At 41.3% G+C, this 20,179-nt stretch carries 18 protein-coding genes; 5 read left to right on the top strand and 13 right to left on the bottom strand.

Features of this window, described 5'->3' with window-relative positions; translation table 11 throughout:
• The first annotated feature begins 163 nt into the window (after positions 1–163).
• From FXV91_RS01805 to speB, 3 genes are all read left to right on the top strand, one after another.
• Positions 164–1,882, top strand: coding sequence for an aldehyde ferredoxin oxidoreductase family protein (locus FXV91_RS01805; protein WP_229387745.1), 1,719 nt, complete (start codon positions 164–166; stop codon positions 1,880–1,882).
• A 451-nt stretch (positions 1,883–2,333) separates the two neighbouring features.
• Positions 2,334–2,720 carry a translation initiation factor IF-5A gene (locus tag FXV91_RS01800; RefSeq protein WP_229387743.1) on the top strand — a complete coding sequence of 129 codons (387 nt, stop codon included), beginning with the start codon at positions 2,334–2,336 and terminating at the stop codon, positions 2,718–2,720.
• A 79-nt stretch (positions 2,721–2,799) separates the two neighbouring features.
• Positions 2,800–3,675 carry an agmatinase gene (gene speB, locus FXV91_RS01795; protein ID WP_229387741.1) on the top strand — a complete coding sequence of 292 codons (876 nt, stop codon included), beginning with the start codon at positions 2,800–2,802 and terminating at the stop codon, positions 3,673–3,675.
• Between the two features lie 253 nt (positions 3,676–3,928).
• On the opposite strand, the gene FXV91_RS01790 is transcribed toward speB, so the two are convergent.
• The 10 genes from FXV91_RS01790 to FXV91_RS01745 form a co-directional block, all read right to left on the bottom strand.
• Positions 3,929–4,105, bottom strand: a complete 177-nt coding sequence (locus tag FXV91_RS01790) for an MM0924 family protein (protein ID WP_229387739.1) — start codon at positions 4,103–4,105, stop codon at positions 3,929–3,931.
• 333 nt (positions 4,106–4,438) lie between these two features.
• Complete coding sequence (locus tag FXV91_RS01785; protein WP_229387737.1) at positions 4,439–4,618, bottom strand: MM0924 family protein; 180 nt, start codon at positions 4,616–4,618, stop codon at positions 4,439–4,441.
• A 657-nt stretch (positions 4,619–5,275) separates the two neighbouring features.
• Positions 5,276–5,479, bottom strand: a complete 204-nt coding sequence (locus tag FXV91_RS01780) for a helix-turn-helix transcriptional regulator (RefSeq protein WP_229387735.1) — start codon at positions 5,477–5,479, stop codon at positions 5,276–5,278.
• Position 5,480: 1 nt separating this feature from the next.
• Complete coding sequence (locus FXV91_RS01775; RefSeq protein ID WP_229387733.1) at positions 5,481–5,864, bottom strand: DUF2178 domain-containing protein; 384 nt, start codon at positions 5,862–5,864, stop codon at positions 5,481–5,483.
• A gap of 724 nt (positions 5,865–6,588) precedes the next feature.
• Positions 6,589–6,846, bottom strand: a complete 258-nt coding sequence (locus tag FXV91_RS01770; protein ID WP_229387731.1) for a type II toxin-antitoxin system RelE/ParE family toxin — start codon at positions 6,844–6,846, stop codon at positions 6,589–6,591.
• 36 nt (positions 6,847–6,882) lie between these two features.
• Positions 6,883–7,068 (bottom strand): hypothetical protein, encoded by a 186-nt coding sequence (locus FXV91_RS01765; RefSeq protein ID WP_229387730.1) that lies wholly within the window; start codon positions 7,066–7,068, stop codon positions 6,883–6,885.
• A 179-nt stretch (positions 7,069–7,247) separates the two neighbouring features.
• Positions 7,248–7,610 (bottom strand): P-II family nitrogen regulator, encoded by a 363-nt coding sequence (locus FXV91_RS01760; RefSeq protein ID WP_229387728.1) that lies wholly within the window; start codon positions 7,608–7,610, stop codon positions 7,248–7,250.
• The gene (locus FXV91_RS01755; RefSeq protein ID WP_229387718.1) at positions 7,600–8,334 is read right to left on the bottom strand and encodes a DUF1538 domain-containing protein; all 735 of its coding nucleotides are present in this window, start codon (positions 8,332–8,334) and stop codon (positions 7,600–7,602) included. Before FXV91_RS01755 ends, FXV91_RS01760 begins: the two co-directional genes overlap by 11 nt.
• The gene (locus FXV91_RS01750) at positions 8,331–9,026 is read right to left on the bottom strand and encodes a DUF1538 domain-containing protein (protein ID WP_229387716.1); all 696 of its coding nucleotides are present in this window, start codon (positions 9,024–9,026) and stop codon (positions 8,331–8,333) included. The genes FXV91_RS01755 and FXV91_RS01750 overlap by 4 nt, the downstream gene beginning before the upstream one ends.
• A 515-nt stretch (positions 9,027–9,541) precedes the next feature.
• Positions 9,542–11,536, bottom strand: a complete 1,995-nt coding sequence (locus FXV91_RS01745) for a cation:proton antiporter (protein ID WP_229387714.1) — start codon at positions 11,534–11,536, stop codon at positions 9,542–9,544.
• A gap of 573 nt (positions 11,537–12,109) precedes the next feature.
• On the opposite strand from FXV91_RS01745, the gene ablA reads away from it, so the two are divergent.
• Together ablA and ablB are read left to right on the top strand one after the other, a co-directional pair.
• On the top strand, positions 12,110–13,369 hold the full coding sequence (gene ablA / locus FXV91_RS01740) for a lysine 2,3-aminomutase (protein WP_229387712.1): 1,260 nt from the start codon (positions 12,110–12,112) through the stop codon (positions 13,367–13,369).
• 138 nt (positions 13,370–13,507) lie between these two features.
• Complete coding sequence (gene ablB, locus FXV91_RS01735; protein ID WP_255679887.1) at positions 13,508–14,407, top strand: putative beta-lysine N-acetyltransferase; 900 nt, start codon at positions 13,508–13,510, stop codon at positions 14,405–14,407.
• 110 nt (positions 14,408–14,517) lie between these two features.
• On the opposite strand, the gene FXV91_RS01730 is transcribed toward ablB, so the two are convergent.
• From FXV91_RS01730 to FXV91_RS01720, 3 genes are all read right to left on the bottom strand, one after another.
• Complete coding sequence (locus FXV91_RS01730; RefSeq protein WP_229387708.1) at positions 14,518–15,135, bottom strand: hypothetical protein; 618 nt, start codon at positions 15,133–15,135, stop codon at positions 14,518–14,520.
• A 208-nt stretch (positions 15,136–15,343) separates the two neighbouring features.
• Entirely contained in the window at positions 15,344–17,293 is a 1,950-nt protein-coding gene (locus FXV91_RS01725; protein WP_229387707.1) for a type II secretion system F family protein, read from the bottom strand.
• A gap of 11 nt (positions 17,294–17,304) precedes the next feature.
• A complete protein-coding gene (locus FXV91_RS01720; protein ID WP_229387705.1) occupies positions 17,305–19,752 on the bottom strand; it encodes a type II/IV secretion system ATPase subunit in 2,448 nt (815 codons plus the stop codon).
• Between the last annotated feature and the right edge of the window lie 427 nt (positions 19,753–20,179).

Genomic DNA, 20,179 nt, shown 5'->3' with positions numbered 1-20,179 from the left:
AATTTCACGAAAAATAATTACAAAGAGTGAATGAAGACTGAAGGGAAAAAGACAAACTAAGGAAAATGAAGAAGGAAAGAAAAAGATTCGAACTTAAAACTTGTTCAAACATCAAAATAAGTCTGAAAAGAGGTAGAAAAAAAAGGTAGAAAAAGGGATTGATATGGTTGGCTGGACAGAAAAAACAGTATATGTAAATCTTAGCTCCGAATCAGTTACTGTTAAGAGTACCGATAAAGAGTTAATTCGCAAGTATATAGGCGGCAGAGGTCTTGGGGTAAAACTACTTTCCGAGCTTGTAGGACCTGATATTGACCCTCTTGGCCCCGAAAACCACCTCATCTTTACATCCGGACCGCTTACAGGTCTTGTGCCCATGTCCGCAGGAGCAGTCGTCACATCAAAGTCCCCCCTCACAGGCACAGTGTTCAGCTGGAACGCGGGCGGAGGCTTTGGGAGAGAACTGAAAAAAGCCGGTATTGATGCTCTGGTCATTACCGGAAAGGCAAAAAGACCTTTTTACGTGGAAATTAGAGAAGAAAACGCTGAAATTGTGCCTGCAGAAGGGCTCTGGGGAAAAAACACAGAAGAATGTACAAAAGCCCTCAAAAATAAAGGAAGTGTAGCCTGCATAGGCAGGGCAGGAGAAAAGCAGGTCCTCATCTCTTCTATTGTGGTTGATTCCATTCATAGCGGAAGGGGGGGCCTGGGAGCGGTGGCCGGCTCAAAGATGTTAAAAGCAGTGGTTGTAAAAGGGGAAAAAGAGCTTTTACCAGCCAGCCCTGAAGAGTTCAAAGAGCTTGAAACAAAGATGCTGAAGCTTTTTGAAGCAAACCCCGTGCTCTCCAAGGGGCTTACGAACTACGGTACGCCTGCATTTGTAAAACTTCTGGATTACATGGATCTCATTCCCTGCAAAAACTTTTCAGGAAGGGGAACTCCTTTCGCAGACCTGTTCTCAGGGGAGTATATAAAAGCCAGCTTCGATCTTGAAAAGGAAAGCTGCCCCACCTGCCCCCTGGGATGCAAACGGAGGATAAAGAAAACAGGCCAGATCCTTCCGGACTATGATTCTCTGTGGGCTTTTGGGTTTAACCTTGAAAACCCCGACTTTCAGTCCGTGCTCCTGGCAGACAGAATTTGCAAAGATTACGGGCTTGACCCTATCTCTGCAGGTTCTGTATTCGGAGCCTGTGTGGAACTTAAATCTGGAAAAATCGAATCCAGAGAACTTGAAACCCTGCTTGAAGAAATGGGTAAAGGGAGTGAACCCGGAAAAGGAGCCAGAAAATATTTTTCAGCCCGGAAGAGGGAAGATCTCAGTATGGATGTAAAAGGTCTTGAGCTTTCAGGTTTTGACCCGAGGAAAATAAAAGGACAGGCTCTTGCTTACGCAACCTCCTGTCACGGCGGGGATTACCTTACAGCCTTTATGGTCGGACCCGAAGTGCTTGGAAAACCTCTTCTCCTTAACCGTTTCAGCCTCAACGGGAAAGCTGGAATTCTGCAGGTCTTTGAAAACCTGACTGCTGTGCTGGATTCACTTGTGCTCTGTCCATTTTCGGTTTTTGCAGTCAGTGAAGAACTCTGTTCTGCCCTCTTACATTCCGGAACCGGGATGGAAATATCACCTGCAGAACTCCTGAAAGCCGGAGAAAGAATCTGGAACCTGGAGAGAATTTACAATCTGAAGGCAGGTTTCACATGGGAAGACGATATGCTTCCGGGAAGGCTGTTTAAAGCCGCCAACAAAGAAAAAGGAGACGGAATTTCCAGGCAGGAGTTTGAGGCTGCTCTCCAAGAGTATTACCGTTATCGTGGCTGGGATAAAGAGGGAGTGCCCCTTCAGGGAAAACTGAGAGAATCTGGACTCAGCTTTTAAAGAAGAATCAAGGAATGCACAGAGATTTTTACATGTATTGCAAGCTCAACAGAAATAGAATTAAGATGGAATTATTTTGAATAGCCAGATTTGCTCTTTGATCCCGAATATTTCATTTAAATTTAAGAGATTATCCCATTATTTCAGAAGGTTTTCTCAAAAATAACGCCCGGGAAAACAAAATCTCGCATAAGCGTTATATACTCTAGGATAATTAACCGTATTAGTTCTCTACCTGTGATATTGTGCATGTATTCAGGTAGTAATTACGTTCCAGCTTTTCTATACAGAGCAATTAAGCAAAGTATGGATAAAAGGTAGACAGGCTTAAAAATTAGAAAAGCCATCTTATACCACTTCACCAAGATTGGCAATGGAAAATTTTCCAGCAAATCCGGTATGACGCTTACAACTTATTGATACACATATCTAAACGTAAGGGAGAATTATTATGAAACAGCAGGTTGAAGTTAAGGAGCTCAAAGAAGGAAAGTACATGATCGTTGACGACGAAGCATGCATCATAAAAAGCATTACAAAATCCAAACCAGGGAAGCATGGATCTGCAAAGGCAAGAATAGACGTAATTGGTCTCTTTGACGGCCAGAAGCGCTCCTACATTGGTTCTGTTGCAAACAAAGTATATATCCCGATCGTGGAAAGAAAGAATGCGCAGATAATTTCAATTACCGGAAACATTGCCCAGCTTATGGACATGGGAGACTTCTCAACCTTTGAGATTGTAATCCCTGAGGAATACAAGGACAGGGTAAAAGAAGGTGAAGAGGTAGCTTATATTACAGCCCTCGGAAAGGTAAAACTTGACATCAGGACATGATCTTAAAAAGCAGGCAAAAACTCAGGTTAATGCAGCCTGAGTTCTCTTTTTTAAGTAAATAATTTACATAGGTAAGAATATGTTTTTACCCAATTCCTTTATAGATGCTCTCGCAGACTATGAATCTGCACGCTATGTTATTTTCGGCGTACCCTTTGATAACACCTCCTCGTACCGCGCAGGTAGTCGCTGGGCTCCGGATGCTATGAGGCAGGTTTCTGCAAATTTTGAGAGTTATAACCCGACTTTCGACATCGACCTTGTGGACCTTCCGATTTATGATGCAGGGAACCTTGAAACATCAGCCTCGGTTGATGAGACTCTGAAGGATCTCTACGAAGAGGTAAAGGGATTATTGAACGATGGAAAGTTTCCTATCATGCTTGGAGGCGAACACTCCCTGACTTATTCTACGGTTAAGGCATGTGCCGAGTTTGCAGGAGATGATTTCGGAGTCCTTGTCCTTGATGCCCATTTCGACCTCAGGCAGGAGTACAGGGGATTCAAGCATAACCATGCCTGCGTATCCAGGAATATTCTTAATAGTGTCACAAAGAATCTGGTTTCTATAGGTATAAGAAGCGGCCCGGAAGAAGAATGGGTTTTTGCCAGGGAAAATAACCTGAAATACTATACGGCAGATGATGTCGAATCCATAGGTATGGTCGAAGTCCTCAAAGAAGTCATTGAATGGCTGGACTGCAGCCAGCTGTATCTTTCTCTGGACATGGATGCCATAGACCCGGCTTACGCCCCAGGTCTCGGCACACCAGAACCTTTCGGCCTCAGCGCCAGGGATGTCAGAACTGCAATAAGGACTCTTGCTCCTTTCTCAATAGCTTTCGACATTATGGAAATTGCCCCTGAATATGATTCAGGACAGACAGCCATGCTCGGGGCAAAACTTATGAGAGAGTTCATTGCATCTAATGCAAAAAGCTGCGTTAAAACGTAAGTGCAAAAAGAGCATGAGATATAAAGCACAGGTGCAGAGAAAGTATTTACCATAAAATGTAAGCCATTAAAATAGAGATATTTAGATATGCAAAACTTTACGGGCGGTTGTTGCTGATAAAGCAGTTTCAGCTTTTTATAAAAAATTGATGGGAAAGGCGAAGTTCCCACTTCGGGCTTTCCATTATTCTACTACTTTATAAAAGTTCTTTGTTCAAAAAATATCTTATTCGATTACACTCTTTTAGTTCTGATCACACTCGCCAGATAGCTATTATTTTATCAATTGAAATGTGTGTGTATTTTCCGTCCTTTCCAAGAGTGAGTACATTGTCTGCGCAGGCTTCCACCTTTCCGCTAAAAATGTCAGGACCCCCGCAGTAAACGTCTATAACTTCGCCGAGCTGATGTTCCACTATAAAAGGCTGCATTTCTTGCCCTTTTGGGTGTTTTTTATATAGGACTTACGCGGTTGAAACGAGAAATCAATAGCTTTAAACCTTTAACTGTCTAAAAACTGGAGTTAACTACAATGCCTATTGTGTTTGATTTCGGATCTCAAGTGCGTAAGTCCTATTATAATCAAATTTCATTCTGCTGAGTAAGGGTCAGCTTTTGTCCTCTGTGTGAGAATAAAAGTTTAAACTTATCCCCAGTCCAGAGACTTGTCCAGTGTGACAGGGCTTGGGAAAGGATCAGTAATGCCCTTCTCCACCTCCAGATTCCCCCGTTAATGTAATGATTTTAAAACATAAAATCTGGGTTTACTGAGCCCACATAGCTATAATCTTATCGATGGCTATATGTGTAAGTTTTCCTTCATTATCGAGAGTGAGTACGTTATCTGCACAGGCTTTTACGATTCCCCTGAAAATATCCGGTCCGCCACAGTAAACATCTACGGCACTGTTAAGGTAATGTTCCACTATAAAAGATTGCATCATATTTTTGCTCCTGCTGGTCTTCTTGGTTCTGGTAGCTATTTTTGTTTGTTGCCTATTACCTGTCTATTATTTCTTTATATATACCGGTTTTCAAACCGGTATATTAGAAACAGACATCTATGTTTAACTACCTGCTTATTCCTTATAAATTTATTTAAAAACAGATATTGATTTTCCTGATGCAGTGGCTTTAAGTACCAAATAAGAAAATTAGCTTACACGCTGAAATCACACTCCTTTACCAGATAGTGGTTTTACTGGAAATAAAATCATAATTAGATGATCTTTTACTTCAGGTTTATTTGCGCGGGAGAGCCAGGGAAAGCTAAGTTTATCTGGAAGAAATATTTTGAAGTCTGCTTTTATGCAAAAAAGAACAAGAATTCAAGCAATTCCTGAGAAAATATTTTTTACTACCCCTTTAAGAAACCAGCATTCCAAACTCGGAATCAAAATTGCGCTGGCGCACCCCGTTGCTTGCAGCGGAGTATTCGAGTGAAATAAAAGCCACATATGATTTTATTCCCACATCAAACGTCAGAGGAGTTATTTTTCATTAAACAGTATTCGACATCGGTTATTTGATTTTGTTATAATAATGAAATATTTCATTATATAGTAAAGAAATTAAATGATTAGATTTTTTCAGGGCAGCTCTCAATTCCCCCCGTCCTCATAGAGAAAGATATTTTCAATGCTTACATTAAAAAGTCTGGCAATCTTGAACGCAAGGTCAAGAGAGGGATCATACTTTCCTTTCTCAATAGCGTTTATTGTCTGCCTTGTTACCCCTACCTTCTCAGCCAAGCTTTCCTGGGTAAGGTCATGCATTGCCCTGTAAACTTTAATATTGTTTTTCATTTCAGCCACCATATTCCCTGTTATAATATTTGTAAAACAGGGAGTAAAGCACAAGAACCCCGCAGCTTGCATATGCCATGAAGAAACCAAGATCAATGTATCCGGGATAGGCATCTCTCATTGCTATCAGGAATGCTCCCCCAAGGGCAAGCCCAAGCGCAACTATCTGGAGAGTAATGCGCGAAGCCTTCTGACTAACCTGGTGAATCCTTTCATCTTCGACTACGCCTTCCAGCCTGCTTTTTAGATTGTACATAGCTGCCATACCTGCAAGTACGACACCTACTGCAAGCGCCGGATTTCCTATAGAGACTGAAAAACCTACGACAGCCCCCATGACCACTGTAATCAGCAGAGAAATAATTCTAAACTGTTTCTGTTTCATCTGAGAATCTTCCTACATATTTTTTCGGTCTTAATCATCATCAATTTCATCCCTCAAACTTCAGCTCAAGTATGCTTTTAAAGACACATAGTCACCAATATCATACAAAATGTAATTACTTTTTTACATTAAGTAGAATATCATATACATTATTTATAGATGTCGGAATGAGAAGAGAAAAATAAAAAGCATTTAAAAAATATAATTTGAAATACGGTTAATTGGGACATTCAGTTTTCCGAAGAGAAACAAATGAAATAAAAATAGGCACGATATATTAAATAAAAATACAAAGTAAGGTCAAAAAATAGGCGTTAAAGAAGTAATTAACTAAAAAAGTTTTAGATATTTCATATCTTACTGATATAGCTTTAAAAACAACACATAAAATCACAAGACAGATAGAACCTGATAAGAAATGTTGAAGCAAGAGACTCAAGAATAAAATGTTCAAAGTATAAAAGATAAAAATTCTAATAAGAACTGTGTAAAATAATTTATATATGAGAGAGACACTATTAATATTATGGCAGATCGTTTTTTAAGAAATGTTGAAATTATATTTTGTATTTGCCTCGTTATAATTATTTTGCTTTCCTGCTGTCAGCAGCCTGTATAAAAATACAGGACTTTTCACATTTCCCTCCCATGAGGCTCGACATCCTCTAGGTACATTCCTGATATTCAATATTCGGATCCTATTTTTTTCCTGCTTAATTTTTATTCAGCGGTACATACGGCTTAAAGGCTCGATTATTATAATTACAATGGTTTTTTTTTCGTAATCAACTCTATAAAGCAATCTTAAATGCCTGGATCGCAACCTGAAAAGTTTTTCCTGACTTTCAATTACTCTTTTTGCTCCCCGAGGGATAGGATCAAGGGCAAGCTCTTCAAAGATTTCCCTGGCCCGTGAATGAGTAATTTCATCTGCAGATCTCAAAAAATCTTGAGATTGAGTATCAAGAGAAACTTCAAACATTTTAGAGCCTCAGTTAGTAAAAATTATTAAAAACTATTAGAAGTCTTTAAATTTTATGAGCTTTCCATTCTTCTCGTTCTCAAAGCTCTTAGAAACGATCTCTTTTTCTTCTGCGGTGAGTAGGGTATCTATATCTACCATATGTTCCTTTATTTCTCCAAGTTGTTTTTTGATAAAGTTAAGTTCTTCAAGGAGCCTGTTCTCAATGTTCTCTCTACTCATGAGAATCACCGTGTCTTATACTTATTAGATTATTGTATGAATTACTATTAAAAGTCCGCCAAAAAATACATATTTGAAACTAGACTCATAAGACATGAATATCTGAAAATCTATTTTCCCGATGTTTGCAACAAACGCATGATGACAGAAAGATATCACATTATCTATGAATGTCGGGCTTATGACTCAAGATTCTTCTGTGACATGTTCTGGATTTCACAGAAATAGCGAGAAATACCAAACACTTTCTCTATAGGAACCACAAATCCTACACCTGTTCCAGGCTCATCAAGTTTTACCGCCTCGGTAACGGAATTCAGGACAGAGTCTGCTATTCTTGATTCGACGATAGTAAACACGATTTCTTTCTCAGGTTCGATCATCAAGCCAAGGATACTCTTATTTTCATGTATACCTGTACCGCGCCCAAATAAAATTGTTCCTCCCTGGGCACCAGCCTTTCTGGAAGCCTTAATGACATCATCGCCCCACCCTTTTTTTACAATTGTTACTATTAGTACAAAATCTCCTTCATTTGACATTATTTCTACCTCCATTAAATCTTATATAGACACCCAGAAGCATAACAAAGATAATAGGTGCAAGTGCTATCATTGCGATCAGGCCGAAACCATCTACAATAGGATTTCCGCCTTCCTGCACCGAGGCCACTCCGACAGCCATTGACATGAGAAATGTCACAGCCATGGGGCCTGTTGCAACTCCTCCGGAATCAAATGCAATCGCTATAAAGTCCTTGTCGCAAAACCATAACAAAACAAGGACAAACAGATAACCGGGAACTATTACATAATGGAAAGGAATTCCATAAACAAGTTTCGCCATCGCAATAGAGACAAATACAGCAACTCCGGAAGAAAGTGTGTAGAGCATAAGTTTCGAACTGATATAACCGCTCGAAGACTCTTCAATCTGGTAGCACAATACTCTTACGGCGGGTTCTGCGAAGGTAGCAAGAAACCCAAGGACAAAACCTATCGGGATTAACAGGCTTTTTTTGTCAGAGCTACCAAAAAATTCGCCTATTTCCCTTCCCACAGGGAAAAAGCCATTATAAACCCCGTGTAGAAATAAGATCATTCCGATTGCAGTAAAAAGCATTCCTGTAAAGAGCTTAATCAACTGTGATGAGGGCAACTTCAGATACAAACGCTGGAATATGATAAAAAATAACACCAGAGGGACAAGTGCCTGGATAACCTCGAGAGATACAAGCAATATCCCCCCTGTACTCCCCGAGCTCATGAGGACAGTACCCCCAGTAACATTATACTGATTATGGGACCTATCGAGGCGAAACCTATGAGCCCGAAACCTTCTGAAAGTTGAGACCTATCCTGCAATACTGAAGCTGTCCCGATCCCGAGGGCCATAATTACAGGCACTGTCATAGGCCCGGTGGTCACACCCCCGGCATCAAAGGAAATAGCAAGGTATTCCCGAGGTGTAAAAAATGACAGCACGATTATAATTAGATAACTTATTGCAAACAGATACTTTATCGGGACTCCGTAGATTATCCTGAGAATGGAAAAAGTCACAAAGAACCCCACTCCAAAAGCTATTGATATGATGAGTAAATTGCGGTCTATGCTGTCCTCTGAAACTGAATCAATCATGCTGCTCAGAACTCTTACATCAGGTTCCGCAACGGTTGTAAGAAAAGAGAGTAAAAATGCTATTGCTGCAATAAACATCAGCGAACCGTGTTTTGGCAAATTAGCTCCAATTGCCTCGCCTATTGGCAGCATCCCCAGTTTGACACCCATAAGGAAAAAAGTCATTCCCACTATGACCATTACTGTGCCGGTCAAAAAGGATGTGAAATGGCCCAGATTTGAACCGACAAATACCAGCATGATTACTACCACTGCCAGTGTTAAAGGCAATACCGCCTGAATAACTTCAAGAAAGATTTCTTTAAAATCCCTCATCATAAGAGTTTTCCACCAGATGGATAATGCGAGATATCACTCACAGTACCATTAAAGTTATTTAAAAGTAATTTCCAACAAGACATAATCGAAACCTTATCTGCCCAAATGTGCATTGAAAATTTCAGTTTATAGCCCAGCAAATTCATGAAATATAAAATATTAATAATTTTACATATTATAAGTAAATATTCATGAATTTGAAGTTTTAAGTATTTCACTAAAATTGTTTATTTTTTAATAATATCCGGTAAAAAGTCTCATTTTGTCAAATGTATATCTGAGATTAATATTATCCTATTCGAAATAATATTATATAGGTATTTTTATTGGTAGTATTGATAGATAGCTAAAGAATGAGTAATGTATTAAGGTTTACATACAGGAAGTACAGAATCAAGCATAATAGCCTGAAATACTCATCACTACACACCCTTTCATTACTCTACACCCTTAATTTTTAAGAATTAGCGAAGGGAAGCCTCTTTTGAAATTAAAAAAATATAAAGAGGAAAAGTTTATCCCACTTCGTCTTCAAAAAGCCTTTTAACTTCGTCAAGCTTTTCCGGTGGGCTTATTACAAGCAGGATATCATCCGCAAGTATCTCGGTTTCAGCCTGCAGCCCGGAAATCAGTTTATGATGCCTGGAGATTGCAAGTATGGAAACTCCGTATTTTTTTCGAATATTTAGCTCTCCAATTGTTTTTCCTGTTCCTCTGGAAAGCTTACCAACTCGGATACTCCTGATTTCTACATCTGCAAAATCAAGTGCAAGGTCACAGAACTTTTTCCGCGGAATATCAGGGCTGCGGAGCATCCTGTAATGGTCGGAGCGCAGGGTAGAACCCAGGTAATTGATTTCACTGCTGGGAACCAGATACTTGTGGAGTACTCTTGTGAAAAGCTCTATTGAGCTTTCAAACTCATCCGAAATAACCTCATCCGCTCCGGCAGCATAAAACTTATCCAGTTCACTCAAGAAATGTGTTCTGGCAATGATATGAACTTCCGGGTTCAGCCTCCGGGCAGCTTCAATAATTCTTCTGGCGCTGGCAGGGTCTCCTGCGGTCACAACAACTGATTTTGCGGTCAGGAGACCTGCATGTTCAAGCACAGATTTCTGAGCAGCATCTCCATAGAAGATATGTTCTCCGTTCTGTTTTTCCTGCCTGACAGTCTCAGGATTGATTTCAATTATCTGGTAGGGAATTGAGGATGACTTTGCAGCTGCCGCGACATTTCTTCCATTTACTCCGAAACCTATGATAATCACATGGTTTTCAAGCATTTCTTGAGATGATGAGTGTTCCTTAAAACTTCTGTACCATCCGGCTTTTAATATTGAAGGGAAGGGGAGCGCCTGGGCAAAAGTTGTAGTCCGGTGTCCCATACCTATTATGAAAGGGGTAAGTGCCATGGAAAGCACAGCTACATCAAGGAATTCCTGATAGATTTCCGAAGATATCAACCCGTTTGTAAGACCTACTTTTGCAAGAATAAGAGAGAATTCCCCGATTTGAGACAGGGAAAGGCCAACCAGAATCATTGTATGCATAGGAAAACCTATAAGGAAAGTACTCAGGGAGTTTGCCGCAGTCTTCAGGACCAGTACCGCCAGAGTAGCAGTCAGGATCAGAGGAAGATGGTCTTTTAAGAAATTCAGATCGAGCATCATACCTATTGAAATAAAAAAAATGCTCATGAACATATCCCTGAAGGGAATTAAGTTTCCAAGAGCCTGGATTGAATATTCGGACTCTGAGATGATCAGGCCGGCAAGAAAAGCCCCGAGAGCCAGAGAAAGACCGACAATAGAAGTCAGCCAAGCAACTGAGAGCCCTATTGCTACAACGCTCAGGAGAAAAAGCTCATTATTACGTGTCTTTGCTACCTGAAACATGATAAAAGGAACTGCATACCTGGCGCTAAGGATGGTAAACAGTACGAGCCCAAGTCCCTGCAGTAAAAGCTCTAAAAAGGATTTTTCCGTCCCCGGAGTTCCTGCGAGAAGAGGGATTAATAGAATTATCACTACTGCGGCGACGTCCTGAAAAATCAGTATCCCGAGGGAAGTACGCCCGTGAAGGCTGTAAATCTCCCCTTTTTCCTGCAGTAATTTAAGGACAATTGCGGTGCTGCTCAAAGCAACCAGAAGCCCGATGAAAATCGCAGTTTCCCTGGAACTTCCAAGAAAGAGGAAAATAAAAGCAACAGCTAGAGTGGTTATAGAAAGCTGTAGCCCTCCCCCAAAGAGTACGATCCTGCGAAGCTGGAGGAGTTCCCGCAGGGAAAATTCTATTCCGATAGTAAAGAGCAGGAGCACGACTCCTATTTCGGCCAGTATTTCGATATTATGCATATCGTGAATCAATCTCAATCCGAAAGGGCCGGCAAGGATGCCTGCAAGCAAAAAACCTACCAGCGGCGCTATCTTCATCTTTGAAAAAGTAAAAACTACAGGAATGGAAAGCGCGAAAATGATTAGAAGGTCGGTTAAAAGGTCTGTTGCCATCAATATATATTTAACTTTCAAATGATATAAATTTCATTATACAATCTGTTATCGAAATACTGAAAAATCGAAACGCTGAGAAACTGACTGAAAAAGAAGGTTTATTTAAAGTCTCATAGAAAGATTTTTCTCTAATTATGAAATTGATGTTCACCCCATATTTTAATTATATCTATTTTAAAGGCTCAGAAATAGAATTAAAAGAATTAAAATCTTTTTTTCCAGACCTACAATGTTCAGAAATGACTAAATAAGGAATTATCTGAACTCAGAGACATTATAAAAGAATAAAGGAATCAGACAGGGTTAAAACTGAAAAAACTGGATTTAAAGGAGTATTTTTGGAGCATTATTACACAATAAAAGAAATATTATAGCTCCTTTAGGCAAAAAAGTATTTATCAAATGCATTTAATCTTAACATTGACCAATTAAAGACGTATTTTCTTCAAATGAGCTGGAAAGGGTAGAATTTAATTCACTGAACAGAATCCAATTTTTCTTACATTCTGGATATCCTGTATTCTGGTCATTTATCCTTAACTTTTCTTCCAGCTTTCACGAGGTTTAAACGTGAGATCCAAGATAAGAAGCTGTTTTAATGAATCTGATGAAGAATTTTCAGACTGGAAGTGGCAGTATAGAAATAGAATCACCACTGTTGAAGAACTCGAGAAACTGATTCCGCTTTCGAACTCGGAAAAGAAGGATATAAAGAAAGCGCTTGAAGTTTTTCCGATGGCTATCTCTCCTTATTATGCTTCTCTTATTGACCCGGAAGACCCGGAGTGCCCTATCCGGCTGCAAGCTGTGCCGCAGTCAGTCGAGCTTCAAACGTCTTCATGGGAACTTGAAGACCCTCTCTGTGAGGACCAGGATTCACCATCGGAAGAAAGCTGTATAACGCACAGGTACCCGGACAGGGTTCTTTTCCTTATTTCAAACCGCTGCGGAATGTACTGCAGGCACTGCACCCGCAAGCGCAGGGTTGGCAACAGAGAATATGACTATTCTGAAAAAGCAATCAGGGAAGGGATCGAGTATGTCAGGACGCGTCCTGAAGTAAGGGATGTCCTGCTTTCGGGAGGAGATGCCCTTCTTGTATCGGATGAAAGGCTGGACTGGCTTTTAGGGGAACTTTTTAGCATTCCTCACGTAGAGATTGTAAGGTTAGGTACAAGAGCGCCTGTCACCCTGCCCCAGCGCATAACCCCGGAACTGTGCGAAATCCTTGGAAAATACCCTTCGGTCTGGCTCAATACCCACTTTAACCACCCAAAAGAGATCACCACCGAAGCTAAAAAGGCAATGGATATGCTTTCCCGTACCGGAATTCCTCTGGGCAACCAGTCCGTACTCCTCAGGGGAGTAAACGACTGCCCAACGGTAATCAAAAACCTCTGCCACGAGCTCCTCAGAATAAGGACCAAGCCCTACTATCTCTACCAGTGCGACCTTTCCTTCGGGCTGGAACATTTCAGAACCTCGGTTGCAAGGGGCATAGAGATCATAGAGATGCTCAGAGGGCATACCTCGGGGCTTGCTGTCCCTACCTTTGTTGTCGATGCCCCCGGTGGGGGAGGAAAAATCCCTGTAGGACCCAATTACCTGATCTCAAATTCGGATACAGGAGTTACCCTCAGGAACTACGAAGGGGTAATCTGCTTTTACCCCGAGCCTGCAGAGTACTCCGGGAAATGCCAGCAAAATTGTTCAATCTGCGATAAACATCCCGGGCTTAAAAGTGATACAGGCCTTGCAAAACTCTATGACGAAGAAAACGAGATCATATCCCTCGAACCTGAAAACCTGGAAAGAAAACAGCGTTTCTGAAGGCAAAAGCCAGAAAAAACCGGTGTTCTGGAAATAAAAACAAATTTAAAACTTTAAGGAGAGGTCGCTACGGAAAAAAACAGTCCCTTAACGCTTGAAACTAAAGAAGAACTCCCGGACTACTGGAAAAAAGTAGAGCTGAAGGTACTTGAATCAAGGGCTGAAATTGTATTTGATTATTACAATAGAAGAATAAGAGTCATGGATTTTACCGGGCCTTTTGAAGAAATCTCCGGAACCCTCGAAGCCCTTGCCAAAGCAGAAGAATTGGGAAAAATAATCGTATATACCCCGCCGGAAAAAAGGCATGGGCCTGAAACCTGCGGATATATGGAAGAAGGGATCATAAGAGGATATTACACCAGAAAAGACTGCCATATTTTCTCAAGTTATCCTGTTTTCTCATGTTACCCTCAAAACTCCAGGAGGATTTCCTTCCATGAGGAAAAAGAAGAACAGATAGTCAAAAATTGCCTGAGAAAGGACAGAAAGGCCGGAAAACTCCCACAAAAACCGGTGGATTCCAGGAGAAATGGAAGCTGGAAAAAACAGAAAGAGAAAATCCCATTTCCAGAAGATTACACGCTCAGGCCCGCAGTCCAGGCTGACGCCTCTGCAATGGCAAGCATTTACTGTCAGGGATTTCAATTTTACCCCACTCCCCTTCACATGGAAAGCTACCTGCTCAAAACCATGTATTCCAATGTCCTTTATCTCCTTGTGGAAAAGCAAGGGAAAATCGTGAGTCTTGCCTCGGCAGAAATGGATTCTGAAAACGGGAGTGCTGAAATAACCGACTGCCTGACAGTTCCTTCAGAAAGGGGAAAAGGTCTTATAAAAGAGCTTATCGTAGCTCTGGAAAAAGAACTTTCAGCCAGAAATTTCTTGAGCGCCTATACTCTCTGCAGGGCTTCATCTTACGGCATAAACACAGCCTTTGCCTCCCTGGGTTATGCTTACACAGGCAGGCTCGTGAATAACTGCAGGATAGGAAGAGGGTTTGAGGATATGAATATCTGGTGCAAGATGCTGAAATGAATGCCCCTGAAAAATAAAAGAATAAATATCTGACCAAACAGGACAAATGTGTCCGTTTTTCAGATATGATTAGTAACTCTCCCTTACTAGAAACCGAGCTAAAATCGGACTTAAGGAAAAATGCTGATTTGCTGTTGAAGCTGCTCTACGGTTTTCTTCGCAGCTTCTTCAGCCAGATGCTCTCTATAAGCTTTTAAAGACACAATCCCTTTTGTGGAATCCTGCAATTCCATATCCCCGCGTATCAGCTTTTCCCCTTTCTGGGAGCCCGCGTTTTCAAAGACCACAGTTACATTTCCTTCTTTGAATTGTTCAAAATATTTTGTGTCTTCTCCCGTGGAGGTATAGAAGAACAGGATATTCAGGTCCGAAGAGGCGTAAACAGGCGTATAGATCCCTCCGTGTTTACTGATATTCACGAAGAGGACTTGAGAATCATACTTTTCCTCGACCGCATCTGTAACTAATACTTCCATGCCTGCTTTTTCCAGTTCAGCTCCAAGGCTTTCCCGGAGGGATTTCGAGACAGGATCTTCACTTTCTACATAGAGGTAGATCCTGCCCGGGAAGTCAATTTGGGGGTCGCCTGTGGAGTAGGCACTTATCACGGAATTAGTTCGGGTCTCACTCTGCGCCGCCTTAAAGTCCAGGACATAAAAGGAAGAAAGGACAACCGCAAGGATGAGCACGCAAAGGGAGATTTTCTTCATTGCTGTGTTTTCTGCCATCTTCCTCAAAATTAGATGTTTATCTTTAAAAAGAAACTGTATTGGCGGGAATTCTGGGTTTACACAGGGAGATAAAGTCTTCAAATGAGAATTCGGCTAATAGAGGGAACCAGAGCCTTAAAATGAGAAGTACGGAAAATCGTGTTAAAAAAGGAAATGGGAATTCCAGATTTGAAATTTCCTGACGGATAGCCTGGAATCCCGAAATTCAGATAAACACGACGAACAACACGTAGGACATCGTCATCATTGCAAGGGATTGCTTGAGTCCTGAAGCTATACTTCCCGAACCCATTTTTCCTGCAACCATCCCTGAGCCGAAGCCCTGCAGAAGAGCTGCATGGAAGAAGAGGAGGGTATATTCCTTCAGGTCGAAGCCTCCCATGGACATTGCCGGGTTGCTGGAACCATCAAGTGCAGGAAGGAAGAACGCAGCAAGCACATATACTATGATCAGGAAGACGCCGAAGGTCACGAAGATGATAAAGACATAGATAAACATCTCTGCAGAGCGCTCTTTTTTAAGGTATTTCTCAATATCTGCATCATCCGCAACTGTGCTGATAATCTGGTTAATATCCCCTGTGGATTCGCTTGCTTTGGCTATAAGGCTCAGGCTGCGCCGGGTCATGTTGGTCTGTACCCTGGCTTCAAAACGTTTCAGGGCTTCTACCAGGTTTGAGTTCCATCGGATGTCCGCAACCGTACATTTTATTTCGGATTTCAGTCTACCCATATTTGACTGGGCTGTGATAGCAATAGCATCGGCAAGCAGAATTCCTGTCCCGTTGATACTTGCAAGCCTTTTTAGAAACTCCGGGACCTGATCCTCAATCTGCCTGACCCTCCGAACTTCGAGTTCGTGGAAGATGATGTAAGGGATGAAAAGGACAAGAAGGGTTACATAGATATAGTCATCAAGGGTAGATGCCGTGTCAACAAACCCTCCATAGTACGGTCTGTGTTCCAGGAAAGCAGAAACAAAGTACCCAAGCGCAACTGGAGCGCTTATTACAAAAGCATATGCTGGCCTGTCAAGCATAGTCCTTATAGGGTGCAGGAGCACCCTTTTGACCCTGGATATCTTTTCAAAGAACTCCATCTTCTGAAGCAGTTCCTCGTCTTTTTCTGTTACTGGTTTTACCCTGACATCACTGAAAGAATCCTTCTTGATTCCGGAGATTTGCTCCTCAGGCATCTTTTCCGCATCTCCTGTAAGCATATCCAGGAAAACAAGGAAGATCATTGTCCCGAAGGGAATTGCTCCGTATACAAGGATATAGAGCTGGGTGGGTCCCCCATTATCGATCATATTCATGACCACGAGGATAACCATAAGGAACAGAGGGCCCACAACGAATACAGTAATATAAACCTCTGCCAGAAGCCCGAGAGTCTCGAGGAAACGCTTTTGTTCCTTATTGGCATTGGCTTTATAGACGTCAGTCTTATTTTTCAGGTAAAGAGTAACGTCTCCTCCGCTTGAGACTATTGAAATCAAGCCGTCTACAAGATCTTTGAACTGTTCGGAAGGCGTTCTGTCGGCTGCATCCCATAGGGCATCCTTAAGGTCTTTTCCGAAATATTCTATATCCCTTATAATGTTTCCGAACTCCCTTGAGGCAGTCCCGTAGAGGTGAGAATACTTCGAAAGCGACTTCATGTTATCAAAGATAGTCATGCCCCCGCCCCTTTGCATAACATAGAGAAAAGCTGTTGCATGGGGCATTGCTGCATTGATAGCCCGTTTCCTGCTATCAGCTTTCATGGGGGGGTATGTCATAATAAGCCCGTAAGTGAGAGCACCGATCATCGAGAAAAAGAGGAGACCCCCTATAGCTGTAAGAATAAAGGAAAGGTGCGCTTCAATAAATGTAGGGGTCTCAACTACCCTGGTTACTCTGTAAGAAATGCCAAATGTCGAGACAATACTTTCCGGGGTGATACCCCTGAAAATCCTCCCCCCTATAAGTAAACCTGCAAGTCCGCCAAAGACTCCTACAAGCAAAGAAAATAATATTGCAGTTGAGACATACTGTTCCACAGGCAATGGAATATGAGCCTGGCGAAGCTTTATCTTTAACAGGGAAAAACGTTCCTCTTTCTCAAGGATTTTTTCTCCGAAAATCCTGAATGCCAGGGTATTTATAGCGTTCATGGATACCCCCATTAACTATGATGCAGTACCATATCCCGCAAGGTATCGTTTCCAACCGCTTCCATTACAAGCTGTGGGTTTGTGGCATACATATGCACTATCAGGGAAACACTCACGTAATCACGGATCTGTTTTGCTGTCAGGTAGGCAAGGATCTGTTCCCGGTTTTTAAATTCAATAAAGAGCTTATCGGGTTTCCATCCCCTGGCCTTCATAATCTCATTGAGCACATAGGAATCCCCAGCCCGCTTGAAGTTGTCATGCACCGGCTCCCAGCGGTAAAACTCATTGATCCTGAGACTTCCTGACCTCGCATCGAGCCCTGTAATCTCTACAATTGTATTGGTTCTTCTTACCCTGGTCTCATTGACATAGGTCTGTATCTGGATACTGATGATTCCAAGTGCCTGCATCATTACGTGTGGGACATTGATTGGTTCGTTTTCAAGCCTGTTAACCACCGTTTGCACATCGCTCGCATGCATTGTTGAATAGGTAGTGTGCCCTGTTGACATTGCCTGGAAAAGAGTAAGAGCCTCCTTTCCTCGGACCTCACCCACAATGATATATTCCGGGCGTTGCCTGAGGGCTGCTTTCAGGAGTTCGTACATTGACACCTCTCCGGTACCACCTACAGTGAACGATTTCCTGGTTGCTCCTGCGATCCAGTTTTCATGATGGAGCATGATTTCCCTGGTATCTTCAATGGACACTACCTTTGACAGCCTTGGAATGAAAAGAGAAATCGAGTTCATAAGGGAGGTCTTTCCTGAGGCAGTACCTCCTGCCAAAAGTACACTGATGTTGTTTTCAATGGCAATCCAGTAGTAAGCCATCATCTCGATGCTGCATGTCCCATACCTGATAAGATCAATCGGGGTTATGGGATCTCCTTTGAATTTACGGATAGTGAAGGAACTGCCCCTTGTTGTGATCTCTTTTCCAAAGGTTGCCTGCATCCTTGAACCGTCAGGGAGAGTTGCGTCTACAATCGGTTCTCCTATAGAGATGTGCTTGCCGCTCCTCTGGCAAAGCTTGACAACTAGAGAGTCCAGTTCTTTTTCCCCAAAATGAATGTTTGTCTCGATGTTGTTGTGTTTTCTGTGGTAGAGATAAATAGGAATCTCAATACCTGAACAGGAAATATCTTCGATATTCGGATCCAGAACAAGCGGGTTTATCCTTTCGTACCCGATGAAATTTCTCCTGAGGAAATACATTATTTTGTGAATTGAGGAAACTTCCAGGGTACTGTAATACTGATCTAAAAGCCTCATGCCTCTATTAATGAGAATGATGTCTTTCTCCTGCCCTGATGTAATATCTTCCTGGGTAAGGACATCTTCCAAATTGTCCCGGACCCTCTCAAGAACAGCTTTTTCATAAGTAGTGAGAGTCGGTTCAACAGCATAATAATGTTTCATCTCCATATTTTCAATTATGCTGATAAAGGCGTAAGGCTCTTCTACCCAGTAACGTTCAATTTCAGTGAATCCTGCAGGAATTTCATACTCAAGAAGAGGACCACAGGTTTCAGGATCATAGGGGGGAAGAATGCGGATCTCCTCATCCTTCAGACTCCGGACGATTTCTGTGAACTTCTTTTTTGCTCCTTCAGGGGTTTTTACTTCATTGAAGAACTCTTTAAGCTTGTCACTTAATTTTTCGCCTTCTTTGACCCCAGCTATATCGCGACTCAAATCCTTCATATTGCCTAAGAATCCGGGCTTTTTCTTAATTTTCGCTTTTTGGGGAGCTTTTTTAATTTTACCTGAAGTTCTTACTTTTTTATCCTCTTTTGTCTTCTGAGAGCCCTTTAGTTCTTCAGCTCCATCTTTATGACCTGTAATTTCTTCACTGTTAGACCCGGCTGCAGGGGGGAAAATACCTTTGTTTTCAGTTTCGAGGATAAGTTCAACTTTCTTTTCAGGAGCCACTTCTGTAGAAATAGTGGGTTTTGATTCTAGAGTAACTTCTGCAGAAACGGAAGTTTTCAGTTCAAGACTCGAACTTGTTTCAAGAGAGATGGTTTTTTGAATTTCAGATTCGTCTACAAACAGAGGAGTTTCCGATACGCATTTATTTACCATGTCTTCCTCATCCTCAGTTTCGGGAGAAAAACTAGTAAACTTTACGGTTTCGAGTACAGGTTTGGTTTTCCTGCTTTCAATCTTAATTTTCAGGTCAGGAAGGCCGGCATCCCCGCTTTCTGTACTTTCATTCCCTGTAATACCAGTGCCTGAAGCTTCCTGAAGAATATTTACTATATCCCTGTTGTCGTTATCAACTTCAAGGCTGTTAGTGTTAGCTATATTTTGAGCATCTTCATAAGAAGTCCTTTTAACAGGCACCTGTAGAAGACAGGATTTCCCTGCCAGAACATACTTTCCCTCACCTTTACGCATATTCATGTCTGGTTTTTCGGAGTCATCCGGAGATTTCTCTTTTTTGGAAACCATAGAAGCTCACCCCACCAAGGATTTTCCCCTCACAAAGGAGTTATCAGTATTAAATAATTAATTAAGTTGATTATAATCTTTGTGTATAAGAGTTAATAACTTTTTAATATTAATAGTAATATCACTAATACTTTTGTGTATTTCGATAAAGCATTATTTCACCTAATTTAGAGAAATAAAAGTAAATAACCGGAGTATTGATTTTTTACTCAAATAAGAAATGTAGTTCAATAGTATTAATCTTTCCATTAATCAGTTATATATAGTAAAAATTATTTTTATGAATTAATTAGAAAATATAATTAAATGATTTAATAAGTAATTGTTTAGTAATTGTTTACAGCTTGAAACACAAAAATGGATATATAAAAAGGATAGGAAATCAAAATGATGAAAAAGAAATAAGAGAAAATAAAAATAGACAAAA

This window comes from Methanosarcina sp. DH2, assembly GCF_020804225.1.
In the GTDB taxonomy this organism is placed as follows: Archaea; Halobacteriota; Methanosarcinia; order Methanosarcinales; family Methanosarcinaceae; genus Methanosarcina.
The sequence above is the reverse complement of the archived record's forward strand: the minus strand, read 5'-3'. Positions and strand labels throughout refer to the sequence as shown.